This window comes from Salinarimonas sp., from assembly GCF_040111675.1.
Classification (GTDB): domain Bacteria; phylum Pseudomonadota; class Alphaproteobacteria; order Rhizobiales; family Beijerinckiaceae; genus Salinarimonas.
Genome location: NZ_CP157794.1, coordinates 1,402,988 through 1,423,307 on the forward strand (window position 1 = coordinate 1,402,988; position 20,320 = coordinate 1,423,307).

A 20,320-nucleotide genomic window follows, 5' to 3' on the forward strand; every position below is an offset into this window, starting at 1 on the left:
CCGGGACCCAGAACCGCCGGCGCGTCCCGAGCGGCGTATATGCCGCGTCCCTCCGCCATTCATGCAGCGGGTGTGGGGCCGCCTTCGCACAGGGCTCGCGATGCGACCTGAAGGTCGCAAGAGGGGCGTCGGCGGTTCTGGGGCCCGGATCGGCTTCGCCGTCCGGGATGACGGGGGAGGGTGTCATCGCGGGCGCCGAACGGCGACCCGGGACCCAGAACCGCCGTCGTCTCCCGAGCGGCGTATCCGCCGCGTCCCTCCGCCATTCATGCAGCGGGTGTGGGGCCGCTTCCGCTCAGGGTTCGCGATGCGACCTGAAGGTCGCAAGATAAACGGCGGCGGTTCTGGGTCCCGGATCGGCTTCGCCGTCCGGGATGACGGGGGAGGGTGTCATCCCGGGCGCCGAACGGCGACCCGGGACCCAGAACCGCCGTCGTCTCCCGAGCGGCGTATACGCCGCGTCCCTCCGCCCCCGATGCAGCGGGTGTGGGGCCGCTTCCGCTCAAGGTTCGCGATGCGACCTGAAGGTCGCAAAACGAGCGTCGGCGGTTCTGGGTCCCGGATCGCCTTCGGCGTCCGGGATGACGGGGGAAGGGTGTCATCCCGGGCGCCGAACGGCGACCCGGGACCCAGAACCGCCGGCGCGTCCCGAGCGGCGTATATGCCGCGTCCCTCCGCCATTCATGCAGCGGGTGTGGGGCCGCCTTCGCACAGGGCTCGCGATGCGACCTGAAGGTCGCAAGAGGGGCGTCGGCGGTTCCGGGTCCCGGATCGGCTTCGCCGTCCACACATGACAGGGGGTGCAGGGATGTGTCCCGGCGCTCACCCCAGCGTGCGCCCCACGATGTCGGAGACGTCGCGGGAGAGGTCGCTGCGCCCGGCGATCGCGCGCAGGGCCGCCTCGGCCGCGGCGCGGCGGCCGGGCTCCATGGTGCGCCAGGTGTTGAAGGCGGTGAGCAGACGCGCCGCGACCTGCGGGTTCGTCTTGTCGATCGCCGTCACCTTGTCGGCGACGAAGGCGTAGCCCGCGCCGTCGGCCCGATGGAACTGGGTCGGGTTCGACAGGGCGAAGGCGCCGATGAGCGCGCCGACGCGGTTGGGGTTCGTCAGCGAGAAGGCGGGATCGCCCATCAGCCGCTCGACGCGCGCGAGCGTGCCGGCCTCGGGCATCGCCGCCTGGAGGGCGAACCACTTGTCGAGGACGAGCGGCTCGTCGGCGAAGCGGCTGCGGAAATCGCCGAGCATCTCCTCGCGCTTCGGCGTCTCCGGGGTCAGCGCGGCGACGCCGAGCGCCGCGAGGCGGTCCGTCATGTTGTCGGCGGCCTCGTACTGCCCGGCCGCGCGCTCGACGCCGGCAACCGGATCGGCGGCGGCGATCAGGTCGAGGGCGCCGTTGCGCAAGGCGCGGCGCCCGGCGCTCGCGGCGTCCGGGCTGTAGGGCCCGGGCGCGGCGAGGCGCGCGCGCAGGGTCTCGAGGCGCCCCGTCAGCGTGGCGCCGATCAGCGCCTTGAGGCGATCGCGGGCCGCGTGGATGGCGTCCGGGTCGACGTCGGCGCCGATATCCTGGGCGACGTCCGGCTCCCCGGGAAGCGCCAGGACGAGGGCGGCGAAGGCGGGGTCCGCCTCGCCCTCGGCGTCGAGGAAGACCGCGAGCGCCGCGGCATAGGCGCGGGCCGCCGGCTCCTCCAGCGCGCCCGTCGTGGCGGCGCGGGTGAGGATGCGGATCGCGACCGTCTGCGCCGCCTGCCAGCGATTGAACGGGTCTGTATCCGACCGCAGCAGCGTGAGCAGGTCCGCCTCGCCGAGGTCGCGCGAGACCCGCACCGGCGCGGAGAAGCCGCGCAGCACGCTCGGCACCGGCCGCACCGGCACGTTCTCGAGGGTGAGGCTGTCGGAAGCCTCGTCGAGCACGAAGACGCCGTCCGCCTGCAGCCGTGGCGAGGTCGCGGCGATCTCGCCGCCGTCCTCGCCGACGAGGCCGAGCCTGATCGGGATCACCGCGGGGCTCTTCGTCGGCTGGCCCGGCGTCGCCGGGATCGACTGGGCGAAGTCGAGCCGGTAGGTCCGCGCCTGCGCGTCGTAGTGGCCGGTGACCGCGAGGCGCGGCGTGCCGGCCTGTTCGTACCAGAGCATGAACTGCGAGAGGTCGCGCCCGCTCGCCTCGGCGAAGCAGGCGACGAAGTCCTCCACCGTCGCCGCCGTGCCGTCGCAGCGCGCGAAATACAGGTCCATGCCCCGGGCGAAGGCCTCCGCGCCGATCAGCGTCTGGAGCATGCGGATGACCTCGGCGCCCTTCTCGTAGACGGTCGCCGTGTAGAAGTTGTTGATCTCGCGATATTCGCTCGGCCGCACCGGGTGGGCGAGGGGACCCGAATCCTCCACGAACTGGCGCAGCCTGAGCGCGCGCACCTCCGAGATCCGGTGCACCGGCCGCGAGCGCATGTCGGAGGAGAATTCCTGGTCGCGGAAGACCGTGAGGCCCTCCTTCAGGCAGAGCTGGAACCAGTCCCGGCAGGTGATGCGGTTGCCGGTCCAGTTGTGGAAGTACTCGTGCGCGACGATGGCCTCGATATTGGCGTAGTCGGTGTCGGTGGCGGTCTCGGGGGAGGCGAGGACGTACTTGTCGTTGAAGATGTTCAGCCCCTTGTTCTCCATCGCCCCCATGTTGAAGTCCGACACGGCGACGATGTTGAACACCTCGAGATCGTATTCCCGGCCGAAGGCCTGCTCGTCCCAGCGCATCGAGCGCTCGAGCGCGTCGAGCGCGTAATCCGCGCGCCCCTCCTTGCCGGGCTCGACGTAGACGGCGAGATCGACCGCGCGCCCGCTCATTGTGCTGAAGGGCCGGCCGACCTTGGCGAGGGCGCCGCCGACCAGCGCGAACAGGTAGGTGGGCTTCGGGAAGGGGTCGACCCAGCGGGCGAAATGGCGCGACCCGTCGCCCACGGGCCCGCTCTCGACGAGATTGCCGTTGCCGAGCAGGACCGGCGCCTCCGCCACGTTCGCCTCGATGCGCGTCTCGTAGACGGAGAGCACGTCGGGCCGGTCGAGGAAGTAGGTGATCCGGCGGAAGCCCTCGGGCTCGCACTGGGTACAATAGACGCCGCGGGAGCGGTAGAGGCCCATCAGCTTGGTGTTGCCGGTGGGGTCGAGGCGCGTTTCGATCGTCAGCGAGAAGGGTCGGCGCGGCGGCGCGTGGATCACGAGCCCGTCCCGGTTGGCGGCATAGGCGTCGGGGGACAGCGGCGCGCCGTCCAGCGCGATGGAGACAAGCGTCAGGTCGTCGCCGTCGAGCGCGAGCGGCGCGTCCGGCAGCCCGGCCGGGTTCGGCTCGACCGTGAGCCGCGCGACGACACGGGTCGCGTGCGGGTCGAGGGCGATGTCGAGGGCGACTTCCGGGATGAGGAAATCGCTCGGGCGGTACTCGGAAAGCTTGACGGTCTGAGCGGTCTCGGTGCGCATCGGGGCCTCGCGTCTGATCCCCTTCGTTGTACGTCGTGGGGGGCGGTGCCGCAATGCGGCGGGCGTTCTGTGATGATTTGCACAGGATCATCACGTATTTCCGCACGAGATGCCGGTCTTCGGTCGACATCGCCGCCGGCCTGCCGCATCGCAAGCAGAAGCCGGACTCCTCGGTCGAGACGAGGGCCTGCAGTAGCATTCCGTTCAGCCCTGGGTGGACGTAAGGTAAGTTGATGCCACTTCAGCCTAATATACATAGTTATGCTCGTAAATTCAGATTTCATTATTAAACAAATGCGAAACTCTCGAAGTTCGGGCCGCTGTATCCTCGGTTCGGCAGCTCCACCCGCCCTGACCGGCGGGCCATTCCACGGCAAACGGGGGCTCCTCATGCTTCGACGCTTCGCCGCGCTTTCGCTTCGCGCCAAGATCGCCTGCGGCTTCGCCGTGGTGCTGCTGCTGTTCGCCGGGGTTGCCGGCAAGACGACCTATTCCCTGTTCCAGGCCGGCGGCCTGTTCGACAGCTACCGCGAGCTCGCCCGCGTCGCGAGCGCCGTGGGGGACCTGCGCGCCGACATGTACGGCTCGCGGGTCGCGGCCGAGAGCTACATGCTGACCGGCGACGACAGCCATCGCGAGTTCGTCGGCCCGCGTTTCGAGGGTGCGCTCGCCGCCTATGAGCGGGCGCGCGAGATCGCGAGCTCGCCGGAGCTGCGCGCGGAGCTCGACGGCCTGAAGCCCGGCGTCGAGGCCTACCAGCGGTCCTTCGCCGAGGCGCTGGCCGCCGGGCAGCGCGACGCGGCGGCCTATGCGCGGCTGCGCGACAACGGTCGCGACGCGCTCGCCGCCATCGACCGGGCGGCCGCCGTGCTCGACCAGCGCCGCGATGCGATCGGGCCGGAGATCCAGGCGACGATCGTCGCCGCGGAGATCCTCGCCATCGCCGCCACCGGCGCCGGCCTCATGATCGGGGCGGTCCTCGCCTTCCTGCTCGGGCGCGCCATCGTCCGCCCGCTCGCGGGCATCACCGGCGCCATGCAGCGGATCGCCGAGGGCGATCTCGACACCGAGGTGCCGTTCCGCGGCCGCGCCGACGAGGTCGGCGCCATGGCGGCGGCGCTCGGCGTGTTCAAGGACGCGCTGGCGAAGAACCGCGCCATGGAAGCCGAGCGCGCCGACCGCGAGGCGCGAGCCGAGGCGGAGAAGCGCCGTGCGACGCAAAAGCTCGCCGACGATTTCGAGGCGAAGGTCGGCTCGCTGGTCCGGGCCCTGTCGGGCGCCGCCGGCGAGCTCGAGGCGACGGCGCGGTCGATGACCTCGACCGCCGATGTGGCGCAACGCGAATCGGGCGCCGTCGCCTCCTCGGCCCAGCAGACCTCGGCCAACGTCCAGACCGTCGCGGTGGCGACGGAGGAGCTCGCCGCCTCGGCCCGCGAGATCGGCGGGCAGGTGACCACCTCCGCCCAGATCGCCCGCCAGGCGGTCAGCGACGCCGAGCAGACCAACGTCACCGTCAAGTCCCTCGCCGAGAACGCCCAGAAGATCGGCGAGGTGGTGGAGCTGATCGGCGACATCGCCGCCCAGACCAACCTGCTCGCGCTCAACGCCACCATCGAGGCCGCGCGCGCCGGCGAGGCCGGCCGCGGCTTCGCCGTGGTGGCGGCGGAGGTGAAGGGCCTCGCCGAGCAGACGGCGAAGGCGACGGAGGAGATCTCGGCGCGGATTTCGCGGATCCAGGAGGACACGCGCGGCGCGGTCGACGCCATCGGCGGCATCGGGTCCGTGATCGTGCGCATCAGCGAGAGCGCCACGGCCATCGCCTCGGCGGTGGACGAGCAGCAGGCGGCGACGCAGGAGATCGCCCGCAACGTCTCCCAGGCCGCCACCGGCACCGAGGAGGTGACGAGCACGATCGGGCGGGTGCAGGGCGCGGCCTCGCAGACCGGAAGCGCCGCCGCGCAGGTCCTCTCCGCGGCGAACGAGCTCTCGCGCGGCGCGGACGACCTCGCCCACGAGATGGAGAGCTTCCTCGCCCACGTCCGCGCGGCGTGAAGCGAGGTCGGGGAGGCGATCAGCCATGTCGAACCACACCTCCAGGAGCGACGCGCGCGAGCGCGTCGCCGTCTCGCCCGGTCGCCCCGCCGACGACGACCGCGCCGAGGACATCGCCCGCGCGGTGCGCGCCCTCGAGGCGATGGAGCCGGAGACGCGCCGCTCCGCCGTCGAGCTGCTGGAGACGCTCGCGCGCGGCGCCGAGGCGGGACAGGCTCCGTTCTTCGTGGACTGATCTAGGCCGCGGACGGGTCGAGAAAGCCCTCCAGCCAGGCCAGCGTTTCCTCCGGCGCCTCCTCCTGCACGTAGTGCCCGCAAGGCAGGGCGGCCCCGGCGACGTCCCCGTCGGCATAGGCGCGCCAATGCCCGAGGACGTCGCCGTGCACGGTCTGTGTATGGCTCTTGGCGCCCCAGAGCACGAGAACCGGGCAGCGCACGTGATTGCCGGCGTCGAAATCGGCGTCGTCCATGGCGAGGTCGGAGGTCGCGCAGGCGCGGTAGTCCTCGCAGGAGCCGCGGATCGTCTTCCAGGTGAAGCAGCGCACGTATTCGTCGAAGGCGCGGGGATGGAAGAAGCCGAGCCCGATCCCGGGCTTCGAGAGCTTTCTCTCCATGAACCAGCGCGCCGGGACGGACGCCATCATGCGCTCCGGCAGATCGGCGGGCTGAGCCATGAACGGCCAATGCCACATCTTCAGCGCCCACTCCTTGTCGGCGTTGCGCCAGATGAACCGGCTCGGCAGGATGTCGATGAGGGCGGCGCGCAGGACGCGCGCGGCATGGTCGAGCGCCATGCGGTGGGCCGTCCGCGCGCCGCGGTCGTGGCCGACGACCTGAAAGCGCGGGAAGCCCAGAATCTCCATCAGGTCGACCTGGTCCTGCGCCATGGCGCGGAAGGAATAGTTCACGTGCTCCGGCCCGCCGTCCTCCGGGCCGACGCTGTCGCCGTAGCCGCGCAGGTCCGCGGCGACGACCGTGAAGCGCCGGGCGAGGGCGGGGGCGAGCTCGTGCCAGGTGACGTGGCTCATCGGGTTGCCGTGCAGGAGGAGGAGAGGCGGTCCGTTACCGCCGATGCGGAAGCGGATCCGCGCCGGGCCGAAGCCGCGGTCGGGGACCTGCGCGTCCCGTACGGAGAAGCCCTCGAAGCCGGGGAAATCGCCGGGCTCGCTCTGCTCGATGTCCATGACGTCCTCGCTTTCTGGCGCGGCCCCGTGCCGCTCGGCGCCGACGATCTCGCGCGGTCGCCTCCGGGCCGCGATCGGAGCCGCGTCCAGCCTATAGCCCGGTCCGCCGCTCGCGCACCAGATCGCGCCGGACCGGCGCGAGGCGAGGTCCGCGCCGGCGGCGGTCATGTCGCCTGCCGACGCGAGACGCCCCGCGGCTTTCGCCTGCGGGGCTTCGTTTCTTGATTGCGGCGGCGTGAAGCGACCGAGACTTCATCGGAATCCGGGTCCCCCCCCTCGCTCCGCGACCACGTGCTGCCCCGCGCCGATCGGCGCGTCAGGCCGGCGCCGATCCGCACCCGCCGCGAGGGGACCGTCGGCTCGTCGTCTCGTCGAAGAGCCGAGACGAGCTTCGGCGCCACCCCGGCGACCAGGCGGAACTTTCCGGCCCGACTTGATCTTACCCGCCGGCACCCCTCGGACACTGCCCGGGATCCCCCATGACCGATCTTGTCCCCGCGCGCGTCGACGCCCCGCCGAATTGGAGGGCGCGCCGATGACGCCCGACGTGAGCTACGTCGTCCCGGCCTACGGCGCGCAGGAGACCGTCGCGCGGACCGTCGGCTCGGCTCTGGAGCAGCGCGACGTGCGTGTCGAGGTCGTCGTCGCCGACGACGCGTCGCCCGATGCGACCGCCGCCGTGGTCGAGGACTTCGCCGCGCGGGACACGCGCGTGCGGCTCGTTCGGCTCGCGCGGAACGGCGGGCCGTCCGGCGCCCGCAACGCCGCCATACGCGCGGCACGCGGCCGCTTCGTGGGCATGCTCGACGCCGACGACGCCATCGCGCCGGATCGGACCCGCCGGCTCCTCGACCTGGCGCAGAGCCTCTCGGTTCAGATCGTGGCGGACAACCTCACGCTCTGCGACGCCTCGGGCCGCGCGGGTGCGCTCGCCTTCGAGACCGGCCCCCAGCCCTTCTGCTTCATGCTCGACGCCCCGCGCTTCGTCGACGACAACGTCATGATGAAGGGCGGTTTCGGCTGGGGCTACCTCAAGCCCCTCGTCTCGGCCGAGCATCTGGCGCGCCACGGCGTCGCGTTCGATCCCGACGTGCGAACGGGCGAGGACTTCCTGTTCGTGCTCGAGGCGCTCGTGACGGGTGCACGCTACGCGGTCACCTCGCGGCCCGGCTATCTCTACGGCATGAGGGAGGGATCCTTGTCGCATCGCCTGACGCGAGCGCGCGCCGACGCGCTCGCCGCGGGGCTGCGCCGCCTCGAGGCGCGCCGCGGCGCCTCGCTCGACGCCCCGACCCGCGCGGCGCTGGCGCGCTATCACGCGGGCCTCGCCAGCACGTGCGCTTTTCTCGGCGTCGTCGAGAGCGCCAAGGCGGGTGTGGTGATCGACGCGCTCGCGCGGGCGGGTGCGCGGCCGGACGTCTGGCCACTCGTCGCGCGCTACGGGGGGGAGGCTCTCGCCAAGCGCATGCCGGGCCGGCGCGCCCGTGCGCGGGACTGACCGGAAGAGGCCGCTCGCATGGGGAACATCGGCGGGGGCTCGCCATTCTCAAATGCGCGACGCGGGCCGGCGTGGGACCGCCGGCGCAGCGTCTCGTTCGCGTCCGGCGCTTCCGGCGCAGACATCTCGAGAGCGGGAGCGCTCGCAATGAGCAGGACGATCATCACGGCGGCGCTCGCCGCATCGGCTGCGGGCATCGCAGGCGGTATCCCGGCCGGCGCGCAGGACGACGCGGCGCGCACCGGCGGGTCCTTCCTCGAGGAGTTCGATGGCGACCGGCTCGATCGAACGCTCTGGTTCGTCTCCGACGGATGGGTCAACGGGGACTGGCACGGCTGCAGCTGGAACGGACGGAACGTCGAGATGCGCGGGGGCGAGCTCGCGCTGATCCTCGACGACACGGAGACGGACGACCGCCCGTATTCCTGCGGCGAGATCCAGACCACCGACGTCTACCACCACGGCGCCTACGAGGTCCGCATGAGCGGCGCGGCGGCGCCGGGGATCATCTCCGCCTTCTTCACCTATACGGGCCCGCACTTCGGCGATCCGCACGACGAGATCGATATCGAGTTCCCCGGCGCGCGGCCGAGGACGGTCGAGCTCAACAACTGGGTCGACGGCGAGGACGCCGACGACGACGGCGTGAAGCAGGATCTCGGCTTCGACGCGAGCGCGGATCTGCACGACTACGCCTTCGTCTGGGCGCCGGATTCGCTGCGCTGGTACGTCGACGGCGAGCTGGTGCGCGAGATCACCGACCCGGCCCGCATCCCGCAGACGCCGAGCAAGATCTTCGCGAGCATCTTCAACGGCACGGAGCCGATGCAGGACTGGCTCGGCCGCTTCGATTACCCGGGAGAGCCGCTCGTCGCTCGGATCGCGCGCATCGCGTACACCGCGCCGGGCGAGCCGTGCCAGTTCGAGGGGTCGATCGCCTGCGAGGCGCCGCGATGACGCCGGCGGTCTGCCTGTGCATCTGCACGTACCGGCGCCCGCAGGGCCTCGACGGCCTCCTGCGGGCGCTCGCGTTCCTGCGCCTCGGCGACCTTCCCGACGCGGCCCTGCGCGTGGTCGTCGTCGACAACGCGCCGGACGGGTCCGCCGAACCGATCGTGGCGCGGCGCGCCCCCGACGCGCGGTTCGCCCTCTCCTACGTCCACGAGCGGCGCAAGGGCCTCGCCAGCGCACGCAACGCGGCGCTGGAGGCGGGCCTTGCCAGCGGAGCCGCTTGGATCGCCTTCATCGACGACGACGAAGCTCCGGAGCCGGGCTGGCTCGCGGCCCATCTCGCGACGCTCGAGGCCACCGGCGCAGCCGCGAGCGTGGGTCCGGTCTACCCCGTCTTCGCGAGCCCGCCGCCCCTGTGGGCGCGGCGCGGCGGCTTCTTCGCCGCCGTCGACCGCGACGCCGCCGTCGACGGAGCGGGCGTGCTGCGCGCCCGCGAAGCCTATAGCGGGAACGTGGTCCTCTCGCGCTCGGCGCTGGCGGCCTCCGGTCTGCGGTTCGATCCGGACTTCGACGAGATCGGCGGCGAGGACACGGCCTTCTTCCGCGCGCTGGCCGAGATGGGGCACGTGATCGCGGTCTCGCCCGAGGCGGTCGTGCACGAGTGGACTCCCGCCGACCGTGTGCGCCCCGGCTGGCTGGTGCGGCGCTGGTTCCGCACCGGCGGCGTCGAGGCCCGGCTCCTCGGCGCCGAGCTCGGCGCGAGGCGGGCGCATGCGCGCCTGCGTAACGCCGGGCGCGGTCTCGTGCGCATCGGCGGCGGCGGGGCGCGCCTCGTGCTGACGACGCTGTGGGCCGGGTGGCGCGACCCCGCCCGCATCGTCGCGCGGCTGTTCACGGTCGCCCGCGGCGGCGGGCTCCTCGCCGCCGCCTTCGGCCTGGGATACCGCGAGTACGCCCGGCCTCAGGTCGAGGCGCGCGGCGCGCCCCGCGGGCCCGAAGAGCGGCGCCCATGAGCGGAGCACACTCGCGCGGGGCGCCGCGCGCCATCGCGGTCTTCGCCCACGATGCGCACGAAAGCACGGTGCGCAAGCGCGTGTCGGCGTTCCAGGCCTGCGGGTGGAGCGTGGACGGCTTCACCTTCACACGCGTGCGTCCGCCGCAGGCGGGGCCCGCACCGGCGCCGTTCTGGCGCGACGTGCCGCTCGGCGCGACCCGGGACCGCAACTACGCGGCCCGCCTGCCGCGGCTCGCGGCCGCGCTCCCGCGTATCCTGAGGCACCGGCGGGCGTTGCGGAAGGCGCACGCGCTCTACGCGCGCAACATCGACATGCTCGTCCTCGCCGCCGCGGCGAAGGCCCTCACGGGCGCGCGCGGGCGCCTCGTCTACGAGGTGCTCGACGTGCAGCGGCCGTTCCTGGCGCGGGGACCCTCGGGCGCACTGCTTCGCTTCGCAGAACGCCGGCTGCTCGCGCGCAGCGGCCTCCTCGTCGTCAGCGCACCGGATTTCATCGAGCGCTACTTCGTGCCGGTCCAGCGCTACCGCGGACCCTGGTTTCTGCTCGAGAACAAGATCGACGCGGGCCGGCTCGCACGCGCGCCCTCGCGTTCGCCGCCCGGTGCGGTCTCCCCGTCCCTCGAGGGACCGCTCGTGCTCGGCTGGTTCGGCGTGCTGCGATGCGCCCGCAGCCTCGCTCTTCTCGACCGCATCGCCGAGCGGCTCGGCGAGCGGGTGCGCGTCGTCCTGCGCGGGCGGGTCTCGCCGGAGGACATCCCCCCCGAGAAGCTCGAGGCGGTGCTCGCGCGGCGGCCGAACATCGTTCACGGCGGCCCCTACGCGAACCCCGACGATCTCGCAGCGCTGTACGGCGGCGTCCACCTCGCCTGGGCGGTGGACTACACCGACGCGGGGACGAATTCCGATTGGCTCCTGCCCAACCGCCTCTACGAGGGCGGCTATTACGGCGCGCCGGCGATCGCCCGCGCGCGGACCGCCGCCGGGCGCAAGGTCGAGGCGCTCGGCCTCGGCGTCGCCCTGCCCGAGCCGCTGGAGGAGGAGGCCTGCGCCTATCTCGTCGGCTGCGACCTGCGGGATCTCGCCCGGCGGCGGGCGGAGATCCTGGCGCTGCCCGCGTCCCTCTTCGTCGACGAGACCGATACCGCCGCGCTGCTCGAGCGGATCGCGCCGGGGGCGCGGCAGGCATGACGGCGGCGAGCGTCGTGATCGCCGTAAAGGACGGGCGCGAGACGATCGGGCGCGCGGTGCGTTCGGCTCTCGACCAGACCCTGCCCGACATCGAGGTGATCGTCGTCGACGACGCCTCGCGAGACGCGACCGCGGCGGCGGCGCGCGAGGCCGCCGCCGGCGATCAGCGCCTGCGCATCGTCGCCCTCGCGGAGAACCGCGGCCCGTCGGCCGCGCGCAATCGCGGCATCGAGGCGGCGCGGGGCCGGTGGATCGCCGTGCTCGACGCCGACGACAGCTTCGCGCCGACCCGCCTCGAGCGGCTCGTCACGCGCGCACAGGCCGCAAGCGCGGACATGGCCTGCGACGATCTGGCCGTCTTCGACCGGGACAGCGGGCGCGAGCTGTTCGCGATGTTCGCGCGCGCGCCGTTGCCGGAGCGGATCGACGCCGCGGCTTTCGTCGCCGGCAATCTTCCCGATCCGCGCGAACCACGCCGCGGCTACGGCTTCCTCAAGCCGATCCTGCGCCGGAGCTTCCTGCGCGAGCAGGGCCTCGCCTACGATGAAGAGATGCGCTTCGCCGAGGATTACGGCCTCTATCTCGGCTGCCTTCTGCGCGGCGCCGTCTGGGTCACCGACCCGGCGCCGCTCTATTCGTACGCGGTGCACGGCAACTCGCTCACGGCTTCGCACACGGCGGGCGACCTCGCGCTTCTGTGCCGGGTCGACGAGCGTGCGTTGGAGGGCGAGCCCGCCCGGGAAAATCCGCGGCTGCGCAATGCCCTGGTGCACCACCTCCTCGCCGCGCGCAAGCGCGAGCGCTGGGCGGCCTTCATCGCGCAGTTCAAGGCGCGCGACTATGGCTCCCTGCCGCGCACCGCGGCGCACAGCCCCGCCGTCTTCGCGCACATCGCCGTGCAGTGCCTGCGCCAGGCCGTCGTGCGCGGGGTGCGCCTGGTGCGCTCGCCGATCAATAGGAGCCGCGGCGGCTGAGGACGGCGGGGACGGTCTTGACGATGATGACGATGTCGCGCTCGACCGACCAGTTCGAGACGTAGTCCGTGTCGAGCGAGACCCGCTCGTCGTAGCCCGTGTCCGAGCGGCCGCTGATCTGCCAGGGGCCGGTGAGCCCGGGCCGGACGCGGAAGTAGTGCTCGATCGCGCCGCCGTACTTCAGGATCTCGTCGTGCACGATGGGCCGCGGGCCGACGATGCTCATCTCGCCGCGCAGCACGTTGACGAGCTGCGGCAGCTCGTCGACGCTGGTCTGGCGCATGACGCCGCCCAGGCGCGTGACCCGCGGGTCCTGCTTCAGCTTGCGCGTGCGGCGCCATTCCGCGGCGGCCAGTGGATCGCGGCGCAGATGGTTCTGGAGCGCCGCCTCGGCGTCTGGCACCATGGTGCGGAACTTGAGGCAATGGAACTCCCGTCCGTCCAACCCGATCCGCCGGTGCCGGTAGAGCGCCGGGCCGCCGTCGGAGCCGCGTACGATCGCTGCGACGGCCAGGAAGAGCGGCAGCAGGAAGAGCAGCGCGGCGGCGGCGATCGCGACGTCGAGCGCGCGCTTGGCAAGACCGCCGACCGGCCGCCGGAGCGTCCTCGCGTTCGACGCGTGGCGACCGAGTTCCTCATGCACGTCCTGCATCCGTCGCGTCTCCATGAGGGCACGGGAGGGGGAGGCCCGGTCGCGATCGGCGAGCGGGTGCGGACCTCAACGGCGGGGCGCCCCGGGTCCGACGCCCCACCCAACCACGAATGCGGGAGCTGGTTCCGGCCCTTTTTGCGCCGCAATGAGACAGGTTGCGTCGCCGGTCTCCAGTGCGAACCGAAACGGGCGCGGCGCGTTCGGGCTCTCCGGCCGACGTCGCATGCACCCCGCAGCGGAGCCTCTCGGCAACAGTCGCGCGCATTCCGCAGTGGAGCGGCTGCTGCGCAGGCGACTCCTTACTGTCGAGCTTGGTCGTAAGACTGCAGCATAATGCGGCTCGATGGGGCTTCGGTGACGGCTCGGCCGCGACTTGCTTTCGCTTACCGGACGTTTACATGAGCACCCCTTTGCGCCATGCTCCATTCGGGGTGACGCGCGATCCGACGGTCGCGAGGGGGCGATTTCCATGTTCGCGACGATCTTGGTCATCGGGTGCTGTTTCGGCATGGCGGCGGGCGTATTCCTCGGCCTGCCGGCGTTCGCCCTGGGCAGCGCCCTGGCCGTCGGGGCGCTGCTCGTCCTCGAGATCGCCGTGGGCAGCGGCTTCGGGGAAACGGCTCTGCGTCTCCTCGCGCTCGCCGTCTCCCTCCAGATCGCCTACGCCATCGGCCTCGTCGCGCGGGCGAACGTCCCGGCGCTGCGCAAGCGAAACGGTGCCCGCCGCGGCGGATCCGCAGAGCGCGAGGCGGGTCGGCGCGACCGCTAGAGCGCGGTCCGGCCCGATGGGAGCGGGTCGGGCGCTCCAGACTTCTTCTCGACGCACCGTGTCGTCCATCGCGACCGGATTCCACGTGTGGATCATGCTCCAGCCGCCTCGGTCGGCCGAAGTGGAACCCCTGCGGAGAAGCCGCGTTCGACCCGGCGCCGACGCCCCCCGACGTGTCCGGCCGCGCGCCGTGCGCGCAGCTTCGCCCCGTGTCGACGAGGATTCGCCGAAGGATCGCCCATGTTCGAAGCCGAAGCCGGCCAGACCGGCTGCGCGCCGTCGCCACGTTCCGAGACGTTCGTCAGCATCGCCGTCCCGACGCTGAACGAGCAGACGCACATCCGCGCCTGCCTCGCCTCGCTCCTCGTCCAGCTCGATCCGAAGGCGAGCGAGATCCTCGTGCTGGACGGCGGCAGCCGCGACGCCACCCGCGCCATCGTGGCGCAGATCGCCAGGGATCATCCCACCGTGCGCCTCGTCGACAACCCGGCGCGGATCCAGGCGGCCGCGATCAATCTCGCCGCCCGGACGGCCTCGCCGCAGGCCGACGTGCTGATACGCGCGGACGCCCATGCCGACTATCCGCCCAACTTCGTCGCCGAGGTCGTCGCGGCCCTGCAGGCGCGAAACGCCGCGTCCGCCGTCGTGCCGATGCGCACGGTCGGCGAAAAGGCGTTCCAGCGCGCGGTCGCGGCGGTCCAGGGCAGCTTCCTCGGCAACGGCGGGTCCGCACACCGACGCGGGGGGCCGTCGCGCTGGGTCGACCACGGCCACCATGCCGCCTTCGACCGGTCGGTCTTCCTGCGGCTGGGCGGCTACGACGAGAGCTTCACGCACAACGAAGACGCCGAGTACGACCATCGCCTGCGCAGCGCGGGCTTCCGGATCTGGATGTGCCGCGCCGCGGCCATCTCCTATTTTCCGCGCGAGCGGCCGACCGCGCTGGCGCGGCAATACTACAATCACGGCAGGGGGCGGGGGCGCACGGTCATGCGCCATCGCATCCGGCCCGCGCTCCGGCAGCTGGCGCCGCCCGCGGCGCTCCTCGGCTCGACCGGTGGGCTCGCGCTGGCCCCGCTCGAGCCGCTCTTCCTCGCGATCCCAGCCGCCTATCTGGCGCTCTGCCACGCCTTCGCGATCGCTCTCGCGGCGCGCCGGCGCGATCCGGCCCTCCTCGCCGCGGGCATCGCCGCGACGATCATGCATTTCGCCTGGTCGGCGGGCTTCCTGCGCAGCGTCGCGGGCGGCTTCTCGATCGCTCGCCCGCCGGCGTCGGCGCACCTCGACGCGCGCCCGGGCGACGGTCCCGGCGTCCGCCCCGACCGCCTCTGAGCCGGAAAGATCACGATGGCTCGTCACGACGCAGATGCCCACCGCCGCGATGCGTACCGCCGGACGCCCGAGCCGCCGCCCGAGACCGCGCGCCTGGAGACCCAGCTCGATTTGCCGACGCTCGTCGCATTCCTCTGGCGGCGGGCCTGGATCATCGCCGCCGGCGTCGCGGTCGCTGTGGTGATCGGCGCGCTCTACGCCTTCACGGCTCAGCCGAAATACGCAGCCGTCGCCGGGCTCGTCATCGACGAGACGAAAGGCGAGCTCGCGCGCGTGTCCCCCGGCGGCGCTCCCGCTGCGGAGGATCTCGTCGCCATCGCCACGCAGATCCAGATCCTGCGCTCGCAGGACGTCGCGCTCAGCGTCGTCGACAGGCTCGACCTCACCGAGAACCCGCTCTTCATCCCCGACCGTCCCAACGTCGTCACCGCCGCCATCGGCGCCGCGCGTAGCGGCGCGCGCGACGCGCTGGATGCGCTGTTCGCTGCGCCGAGCCCGCCGGTCGATCGCACCAGCGCCGAGGCCGATGCAGAAGCGGCCCCGGCGGTCACCCCGCGCGAGCGCGCGGCCGTCGCCGTCCGGTCCAGTCTCGACGTCTACCGCCTCGGCGCCTCCCGGGCAATCGATGTGCGCTATACCGGCAATCATCCGGAAATCGCGGCGGCGATCGCCAACGCCGTCACGGAAGCCTACATCCAGGACCGCATCGACGCGCGCTTCGACGCGGCCGACAACGCTGGCGCCTGGCTGCGCCGTCGCATTGCCGAGTTGCAGGATCAGTTCGCCGATACCGCGCGCCGGGTTCAGGCGTTCCGCGCCGAGAACGACATCATCGATACCGGCGGTGGGCGAGGGCTGATCAACCAGCAGGCTCTGGCCCAGGTCAACGAGAGCCTCGTGCGGGCCGCTTCGGACGCCGCCGAGGCGCGCGCGCGCTACGCCCGGGTCCAGCGCGCCCTTGCGCAGGACGACCTCTCGCTCGAGCGCGTCGACGCCGGCGAGAGCGATCTCGTGACGCGGCTGCGGTCCCGCTACATCGAGCTGTCCGCCGAGGAGGACGTCCTCTCGGAGCGTCTCGCGCCCGACAACCCGGCGCTCACGTCCATACGCCGCGAGCTCGCCCGCACCGAGGACGCGATCCGCGGCGAGCTGCGGCGCGTCGCCGAGCGCCTGCGGACCGAGCAGGACATCGCCGCCGCCGGTGAGGCGGATCTGCGCGACGAGCTGAGGCGCCTCGTCGAGCGCTCGAACGTCACCGAGGAAGCGCGCGTGCGTCTCCTGCAGCTCGAGAGCGAGGCCGAGGTCCTCCAGACCGCCTACGAGAGCTACCTGAAGCGCTACACGGACGTGATCCAGCAGCAGAGCGCGCCCTTCCTGGAAGCACGCACGATCTCGCCGGCCCTCGTCCCGAGCGGCCCGACGGGACCCAGGAAGGCGCTGGTCCTCATCCTCTCGGCCATTCTCGGCGGCGGGCTCGGCCTCGCGGCGGCGGTGCTCCTGGAGGGGTTCGACCGGACGATCCGCCTGCCGCGGCAGCTCGAGGCCATCGGCGTGCGCTCGCTGGGCATCGTTCCCCTGGCGAAGCCGGTCGGTGTCTTTCGCGGGCGCCGCCTGTTCGGCCGTGCGCCGCGGGGCGCGAACGCGATGGCGGCGCGCGCCGAGCTGTCCTTGGTGGCGAGCGCGCCCGGATCGCCTTTCGCCAACGGCCTGCGGCGCGTCAAGACCCAGGTCGCCCACGCGCTGCCCGAAGGAGAGGCCGGCGGCGCCGTCATCGGGGTCACCGGGCTCTGCCCCGGCGAGGGCGCCTCCACGATCGCGGCCAACCTCGCGCGCCTCTACGCGGTCGCAGGACGCACGGCGCTTCTCGTCGACGCGAACCTCCACGACGGCACGCTCACCGAAGCTGGCGTCGGCGTCGAGCCGGAGCCGCTCGCGGGAGCCAAGCGGCTGCAGGTCGTCGGCGGCGAGGCGCTCTTCGAGCAGCTGCGCGATCCCGCCGACAACGACCCGACGGCGCTCCCCAGCGCCGCCGATCTCCTCGCCTCGACGCGCATGCGCCAGTTCATGAAGGAGGCGCGCCAGCGATACGAGATCACGATCCTCGACCTGCCGGCCCTCGAGAGCGTGCCGGACACCGGCGCGGTGGCGCCCTACCTCGACGGAATCGTGCTCGTCGCCGAATGGGGCCGGGCCTCGCGGCCGGGGCTCGAGGACGCGGTTGCGGATCTGCGCCGGCACGGCGCCCAGATCGTCGGCGCGATCCTCAACAAGGCGCGACTGCGGGCCATGCGCTCGATGGGGCACCGCCCGACCGACCTCGGCTACCGCCCGCGTCGGCGGACCGCGGCGTCCGGCCGCGCCGCGGGCATGGAGACGCCCGCGCGCGAGACCGCCGCGTGAGGCGCGCGCGCCTTACCATCGGGCTCGCCGCGCGGAAAATTCCACGGGGGCCGGGCCGTTCCGTATCGCGATCCTTCGCCGAGGAGGCCGCCCCGTGCTCGATCCCTTCGCGCTGATCGCCCGGCTGGAGCCGCTGTTCTGGATCGCGTTCGTCCTGGCGGTGAGCGGCGGGCTGGCGTTGCCGCTCGGTACGGGTTTCGGCGAGCGGGTGTTCTGGCTCGGCGGCGATCTCCTCGCGCTCGGCATCGTGGCCCTGTCGCCGATGCTCTACGCCACACTGATCTGGCGCAACCTGCACCTGTTTTCCTGGCCGCTTCTCGCAATGCTCTCGGCGCTCTGGTCGCTGACGCCGGGGCTGAGCGCGTATCACGGCGCCCAGCTGCTCATGACGATGCTGGTCGGGCTCGTGCTGCGCCGGCGCTTCGGCCTCATCGGCCTCGCCAAGCTCGTCTTCGTCGCGCTCGCGGTGGCGATGGCGCTCTCGTTCCTGAGCGTCGCCGCCGGCCTCCCGGGTACGCGCAACTACGCCGGCGAGTGGAAGGGCGTGTTCAGCCACAAGAACACGCTCGGCTCCGCCATGGTCGTCCTGGCCTATACCGCGGGCGCCCTCTCGTGGGCCGGCTGGCGGCCTTGGATCAGCGGCGGCGTCGCCGTGCTCGCGGTCGTCGCGCTGGCGGCGAGCGGATCGGGCGCGGCGACCGTCGCCTTCGTGGCCGTGCTCGCGGTCGCGCCGCTCCTCGTCGGCATCCGCCTGGGCGCGCACCCGACCCTGCTCGTGGCCACCTGCGGCCTGAGCCTCGCCGCGCTCGCCGGGATCGCCTTCGTGGTCGCCGGCACGGATCCCTACACCGTCGCGCTCGACGCGCTCGGCAAGGACCGCACGCTGACGGGCCGCACGCTGCTGTGGCAGTTCGGGCTCGCGTCCTTCGCCGAGAACCCGATCCTGGGGATCGGCTACAAGGCGTACTGGGACTCCCCGGCGACCACAAGCGCCTACCTGATCTACTGGTTCGGCCAGGCGATCTGGACCTTCCACAACAACGCGATCGAGGTCGCGGTGGCGTTCGGCAGCGTCGGGCTCGCGCTGTTCGCGATCGGGCTCGCGGTCTCGGCCGTGATCGCCGTCGCGCGCTTCCTGACGAGCCGCCGCGCCGAGGATGCATGGGCGCTCATGGCGATGACGCACATACTCGTCGTCGCGCTCGCGGAGACCCCGCTGTTCTACAACCACAGCCTCTATCAAATGCTCTTCGTCGCCCTCGGAGCCCACCTCGCCGGGAGCCGCGTGGCCGCGCCGTCGGCCGGTCGCGTGTCGTCGCGGCCCGCGCGCGGCCTCGCACCGTAGCGCGCCGGGCGCCGCACCTCACCGAGCGCCCGTCGCCTCCGACGCCGCGTAGCTGGCGCTGCCCCCGGGCGCGGCGTTCGACGACGGCGCCACCTCTTCGCCGCCGCCGATGTCGGGCATGGGCACGATGGCGCGAACGGTGTCGCCTGGCCGGATCGGGGTGAATTCCTCGACCACGGCCTCCTTCGTCTCGCCGTCCGTGGTGCGCACGATCGAGTAGATCGGCTCGAACAGGTCCCGGCGATTCGCGGCCTCGCGCTTTGCGGGGGCGATCACCTCGGCCTCCTGGAGCATGGCGCTCGCCGTGGCGAAGCGCTCGCGCATCTTCTCCATTTCGGCCTGGGTCTGGCGCATCTCCCGGGCGACCTCGCGCCGCCGCGCGGCGTGCAGGGCGATGATGTTGCGTTCGGCCTGGTTGATGTCGACCTGGGCCCGGATCAGCGACCGGGTGATGGTGCCGCGATCCGACTCGTAGTCTGCGAGGCGTCGCTCGAGATCCGACAGGCGCGAGGCGGTGCCGAGCCCGCGCTCGACCAGGCCGCGGACCCGTTCGACCTCCTCCGCGATCGAGTCGACCTGGCTCTGCTTGAGCGCCATCTGCTCCTCGAGCTGCGCGACCTGCCCGGCGAGCAGCGCCTGCAGCCGCTCGTTGGCGTCGACCTCCTGCTCGAGGCTCTCGCGGCGGGAGCGCAGGATCAGGTCCTCCTCGCGCAGCATCAGGTCGACCGCGGGATCCGTCGGCCGTCGCTCGACGAGGCGCTCGGGGAAGGCGATCTCGGCGGCGTCCTCGAGCTCCGCCTCCAGCCGGGCGCGCCGCGCCGCGAGCTGGTCGAGCTCGAGCGCGATCACGCGCAGCTCGCCGCGGCCCGAGATCGCGTCGCGCTCGAAGCGGTCGAACGCGTCCGGTCCCCGGCGCATGCCGCCGGCGATGCTGATCGCCTGGAGCACGGTCAGCCCAGGGCGGTAGGGGTATTCTCCCGGCCGGCTGACGGCGCCCACGACGTAGAAGGGCCTGTAGGCGCGGATCTCGACGACCGCGCTCGGTTTCTCGAGCAGGCCGGCGGTCTCCTGCAGCTGCGTCGCGATCTCCTCGCCGATCGCCCCCGTCGACCTGCCCGCGGCGTCGAGCGGGCCGATCAGAGGCAGCGAGAGCCGCCCGTCGGCGCCCACGACGAACTCGTCGTCGAAGGCCTCCCAGGCATGCGCCTCGCCGGTGGACGGACGCCATTCGAAGACGCGCAGGCGCAGCGTGTCGCCGGCGCCGACGACACCGGCCTCGACGTCGGCCGGCTCCTGCTGCGCGAGCGCCGGCGCCCGGGCGCCGACGCCGACCCCGACGCCGAGGCACGTGGCGAGGAACAGGGCGAAGAAGAGGGCTCTCGCGACGCGCTGCATGAGGACTCCGCAGTTCGAGCTCTGGTTTCGACGGTGGGGTCTGACGATCGTCTCGACGCCCTGCGCAACGCGCGAGCGGCGCGGAATGTCCCGCCGCGCCGGG

The 20,320-nt window shown here is 72.5% G+C and carries 15 protein-coding genes; 11 read left to right on the top strand and 4 right to left on the bottom strand.

What is annotated here, in order from left to right:
* Window positions 1-822: 822 nt before the first annotated feature.
* Window positions 823-3,462: an aminopeptidase N gene (gene pepN / locus ABL310_RS06525; protein ID WP_349370884.1), complete on the bottom strand. Its 2,640-nt coding sequence runs from the start codon at window positions 3,460-3,462 to the stop codon at window positions 823-825.
* Window positions 3,463-3,852: 390 nt separating this feature from the next.
* Between pepN and ABL310_RS06530 the strand changes: the two genes are divergently transcribed.
* On the top strand, window positions 3,853-5,514 hold the full coding sequence (locus tag ABL310_RS06530) for a methyl-accepting chemotaxis protein (RefSeq protein ID WP_349370885.1): 1,662 nt from the start codon (window positions 3,853-3,855) through the stop codon (window positions 5,512-5,514).
* A 25-nt stretch (window positions 5,515-5,539) separates the two neighbouring features.
* Window positions 5,540-5,749, top strand: a complete 210-nt coding sequence (locus tag ABL310_RS06535) for a hypothetical protein (RefSeq protein WP_349370886.1) — start codon at window positions 5,540-5,542, stop codon at window positions 5,747-5,749.
* A 1-nt stretch (window position 5,750) separates the two neighbouring features.
* Here the strand turns inward: ABL310_RS06535 and ABL310_RS06540 are convergent, their stop codons facing one another.
* Window positions 5,751-6,866, bottom strand: a complete 1,116-nt coding sequence (locus tag ABL310_RS06540) for an alpha/beta hydrolase (RefSeq protein ID WP_349370887.1) — start codon at window positions 6,864-6,866, stop codon at window positions 5,751-5,753.
* Between the two features lie 367 nt (window positions 6,867-7,233).
* On the opposite strand from ABL310_RS06540, the gene ABL310_RS06545 reads away from it, so the two are divergent.
* The 5 genes from ABL310_RS06545 (at window position 7,234) to ABL310_RS06565 (ending at window position 12,324) form a co-directional block, all read left to right on the top strand.
* Window positions 7,234-8,196 carry a glycosyltransferase gene (locus tag ABL310_RS06545; RefSeq protein ID WP_349370888.1) on the top strand — a complete coding sequence of 321 codons (963 nt, stop codon included), beginning with the start codon at window positions 7,234-7,236 and terminating at the stop codon, window positions 8,194-8,196.
* Between the two features lie 147 nt (window positions 8,197-8,343).
* Window positions 8,344-9,153 (top strand): family 16 glycosylhydrolase, encoded by an 810-nt coding sequence (locus tag ABL310_RS06550; protein WP_349370889.1) that lies wholly within the window; start codon window positions 8,344-8,346, stop codon window positions 9,151-9,153.
* Window positions 9,150-10,160: a glycosyltransferase gene (locus ABL310_RS06555; protein WP_349370890.1), complete on the top strand. Its 1,011-nt coding sequence runs from the start codon at window positions 9,150-9,152 to the stop codon at window positions 10,158-10,160. Before ABL310_RS06550 ends, ABL310_RS06555 begins: the two co-directional genes overlap by 4 nt.
* Complete coding sequence (locus ABL310_RS06560) at window positions 10,157-11,350, top strand: glucosyl transferase (protein WP_349370891.1); 1,194 nt, start codon at window positions 10,157-10,159, stop codon at window positions 11,348-11,350. Before ABL310_RS06555 ends, ABL310_RS06560 begins: the two co-directional genes overlap by 4 nt.
* Window positions 11,347-12,324, top strand: a complete 978-nt coding sequence (locus ABL310_RS06565) for a glycosyltransferase family 2 protein (protein ID WP_349370892.1) — start codon at window positions 11,347-11,349, stop codon at window positions 12,322-12,324. The genes ABL310_RS06560 and ABL310_RS06565 overlap by 4 nt, the downstream gene beginning before the upstream one ends.
* Here ABL310_RS06565 and ABL310_RS06570 read toward each other — a convergent pair.
* Complete coding sequence (locus ABL310_RS06570) at window positions 12,302-12,976, bottom strand: sugar transferase (RefSeq protein WP_349370893.1); 675 nt, start codon at window positions 12,974-12,976, stop codon at window positions 12,302-12,304. The two genes, ABL310_RS06565 and ABL310_RS06570, sit on opposite strands and share 23 nt — an antisense overlap.
* Window positions 12,977-13,445: 469 nt before the next feature.
* Between ABL310_RS06570 and ABL310_RS06575 the strand changes: the two genes are divergently transcribed.
* From ABL310_RS06575 to ABL310_RS06590, 4 genes are all read left to right on the top strand, one after another.
* Entirely contained in the window at window positions 13,446-13,745 is a 300-nt protein-coding gene (locus ABL310_RS06575) for a hypothetical protein (protein ID WP_349370894.1), read from the top strand.
* A 240-nt stretch (window positions 13,746-13,985) separates the two neighbouring features.
* The gene (locus ABL310_RS06580) at window positions 13,986-15,077 is read left to right on the top strand and encodes a glycosyltransferase family 2 protein (protein WP_349370895.1); all 1,092 of its coding nucleotides are present in this window, start codon (window positions 13,986-13,988) and stop codon (window positions 15,075-15,077) included.
* 15 nt (window positions 15,078-15,092) lie between these two features.
* Window positions 15,093-17,477 carry a Wzz/FepE/Etk N-terminal domain-containing protein gene (locus tag ABL310_RS06585; protein ID WP_349370896.1) on the top strand — a complete coding sequence of 795 codons (2,385 nt, stop codon included), beginning with the start codon at window positions 15,093-15,095 and terminating at the stop codon, window positions 17,475-17,477.
* Between the two features lie 94 nt (window positions 17,478-17,571).
* Window positions 17,572-18,822 carry an O-antigen ligase family protein gene (locus tag ABL310_RS06590; protein ID WP_349370897.1) on the top strand — a complete coding sequence of 417 codons (1,251 nt, stop codon included), beginning with the start codon at window positions 17,572-17,574 and terminating at the stop codon, window positions 18,820-18,822.
* A gap of 18 nt (window positions 18,823-18,840) precedes the next feature.
* On the opposite strand, the gene ABL310_RS06595 is transcribed toward ABL310_RS06590, so the two are convergent.
* Entirely contained in the window at window positions 18,841-20,217 is a 1,377-nt protein-coding gene (locus ABL310_RS06595; protein ID WP_349370898.1) for a polysaccharide biosynthesis/export family protein, read from the bottom strand.
* Between the last annotated feature and the right edge of the window lie 103 nt (window positions 20,218-20,320).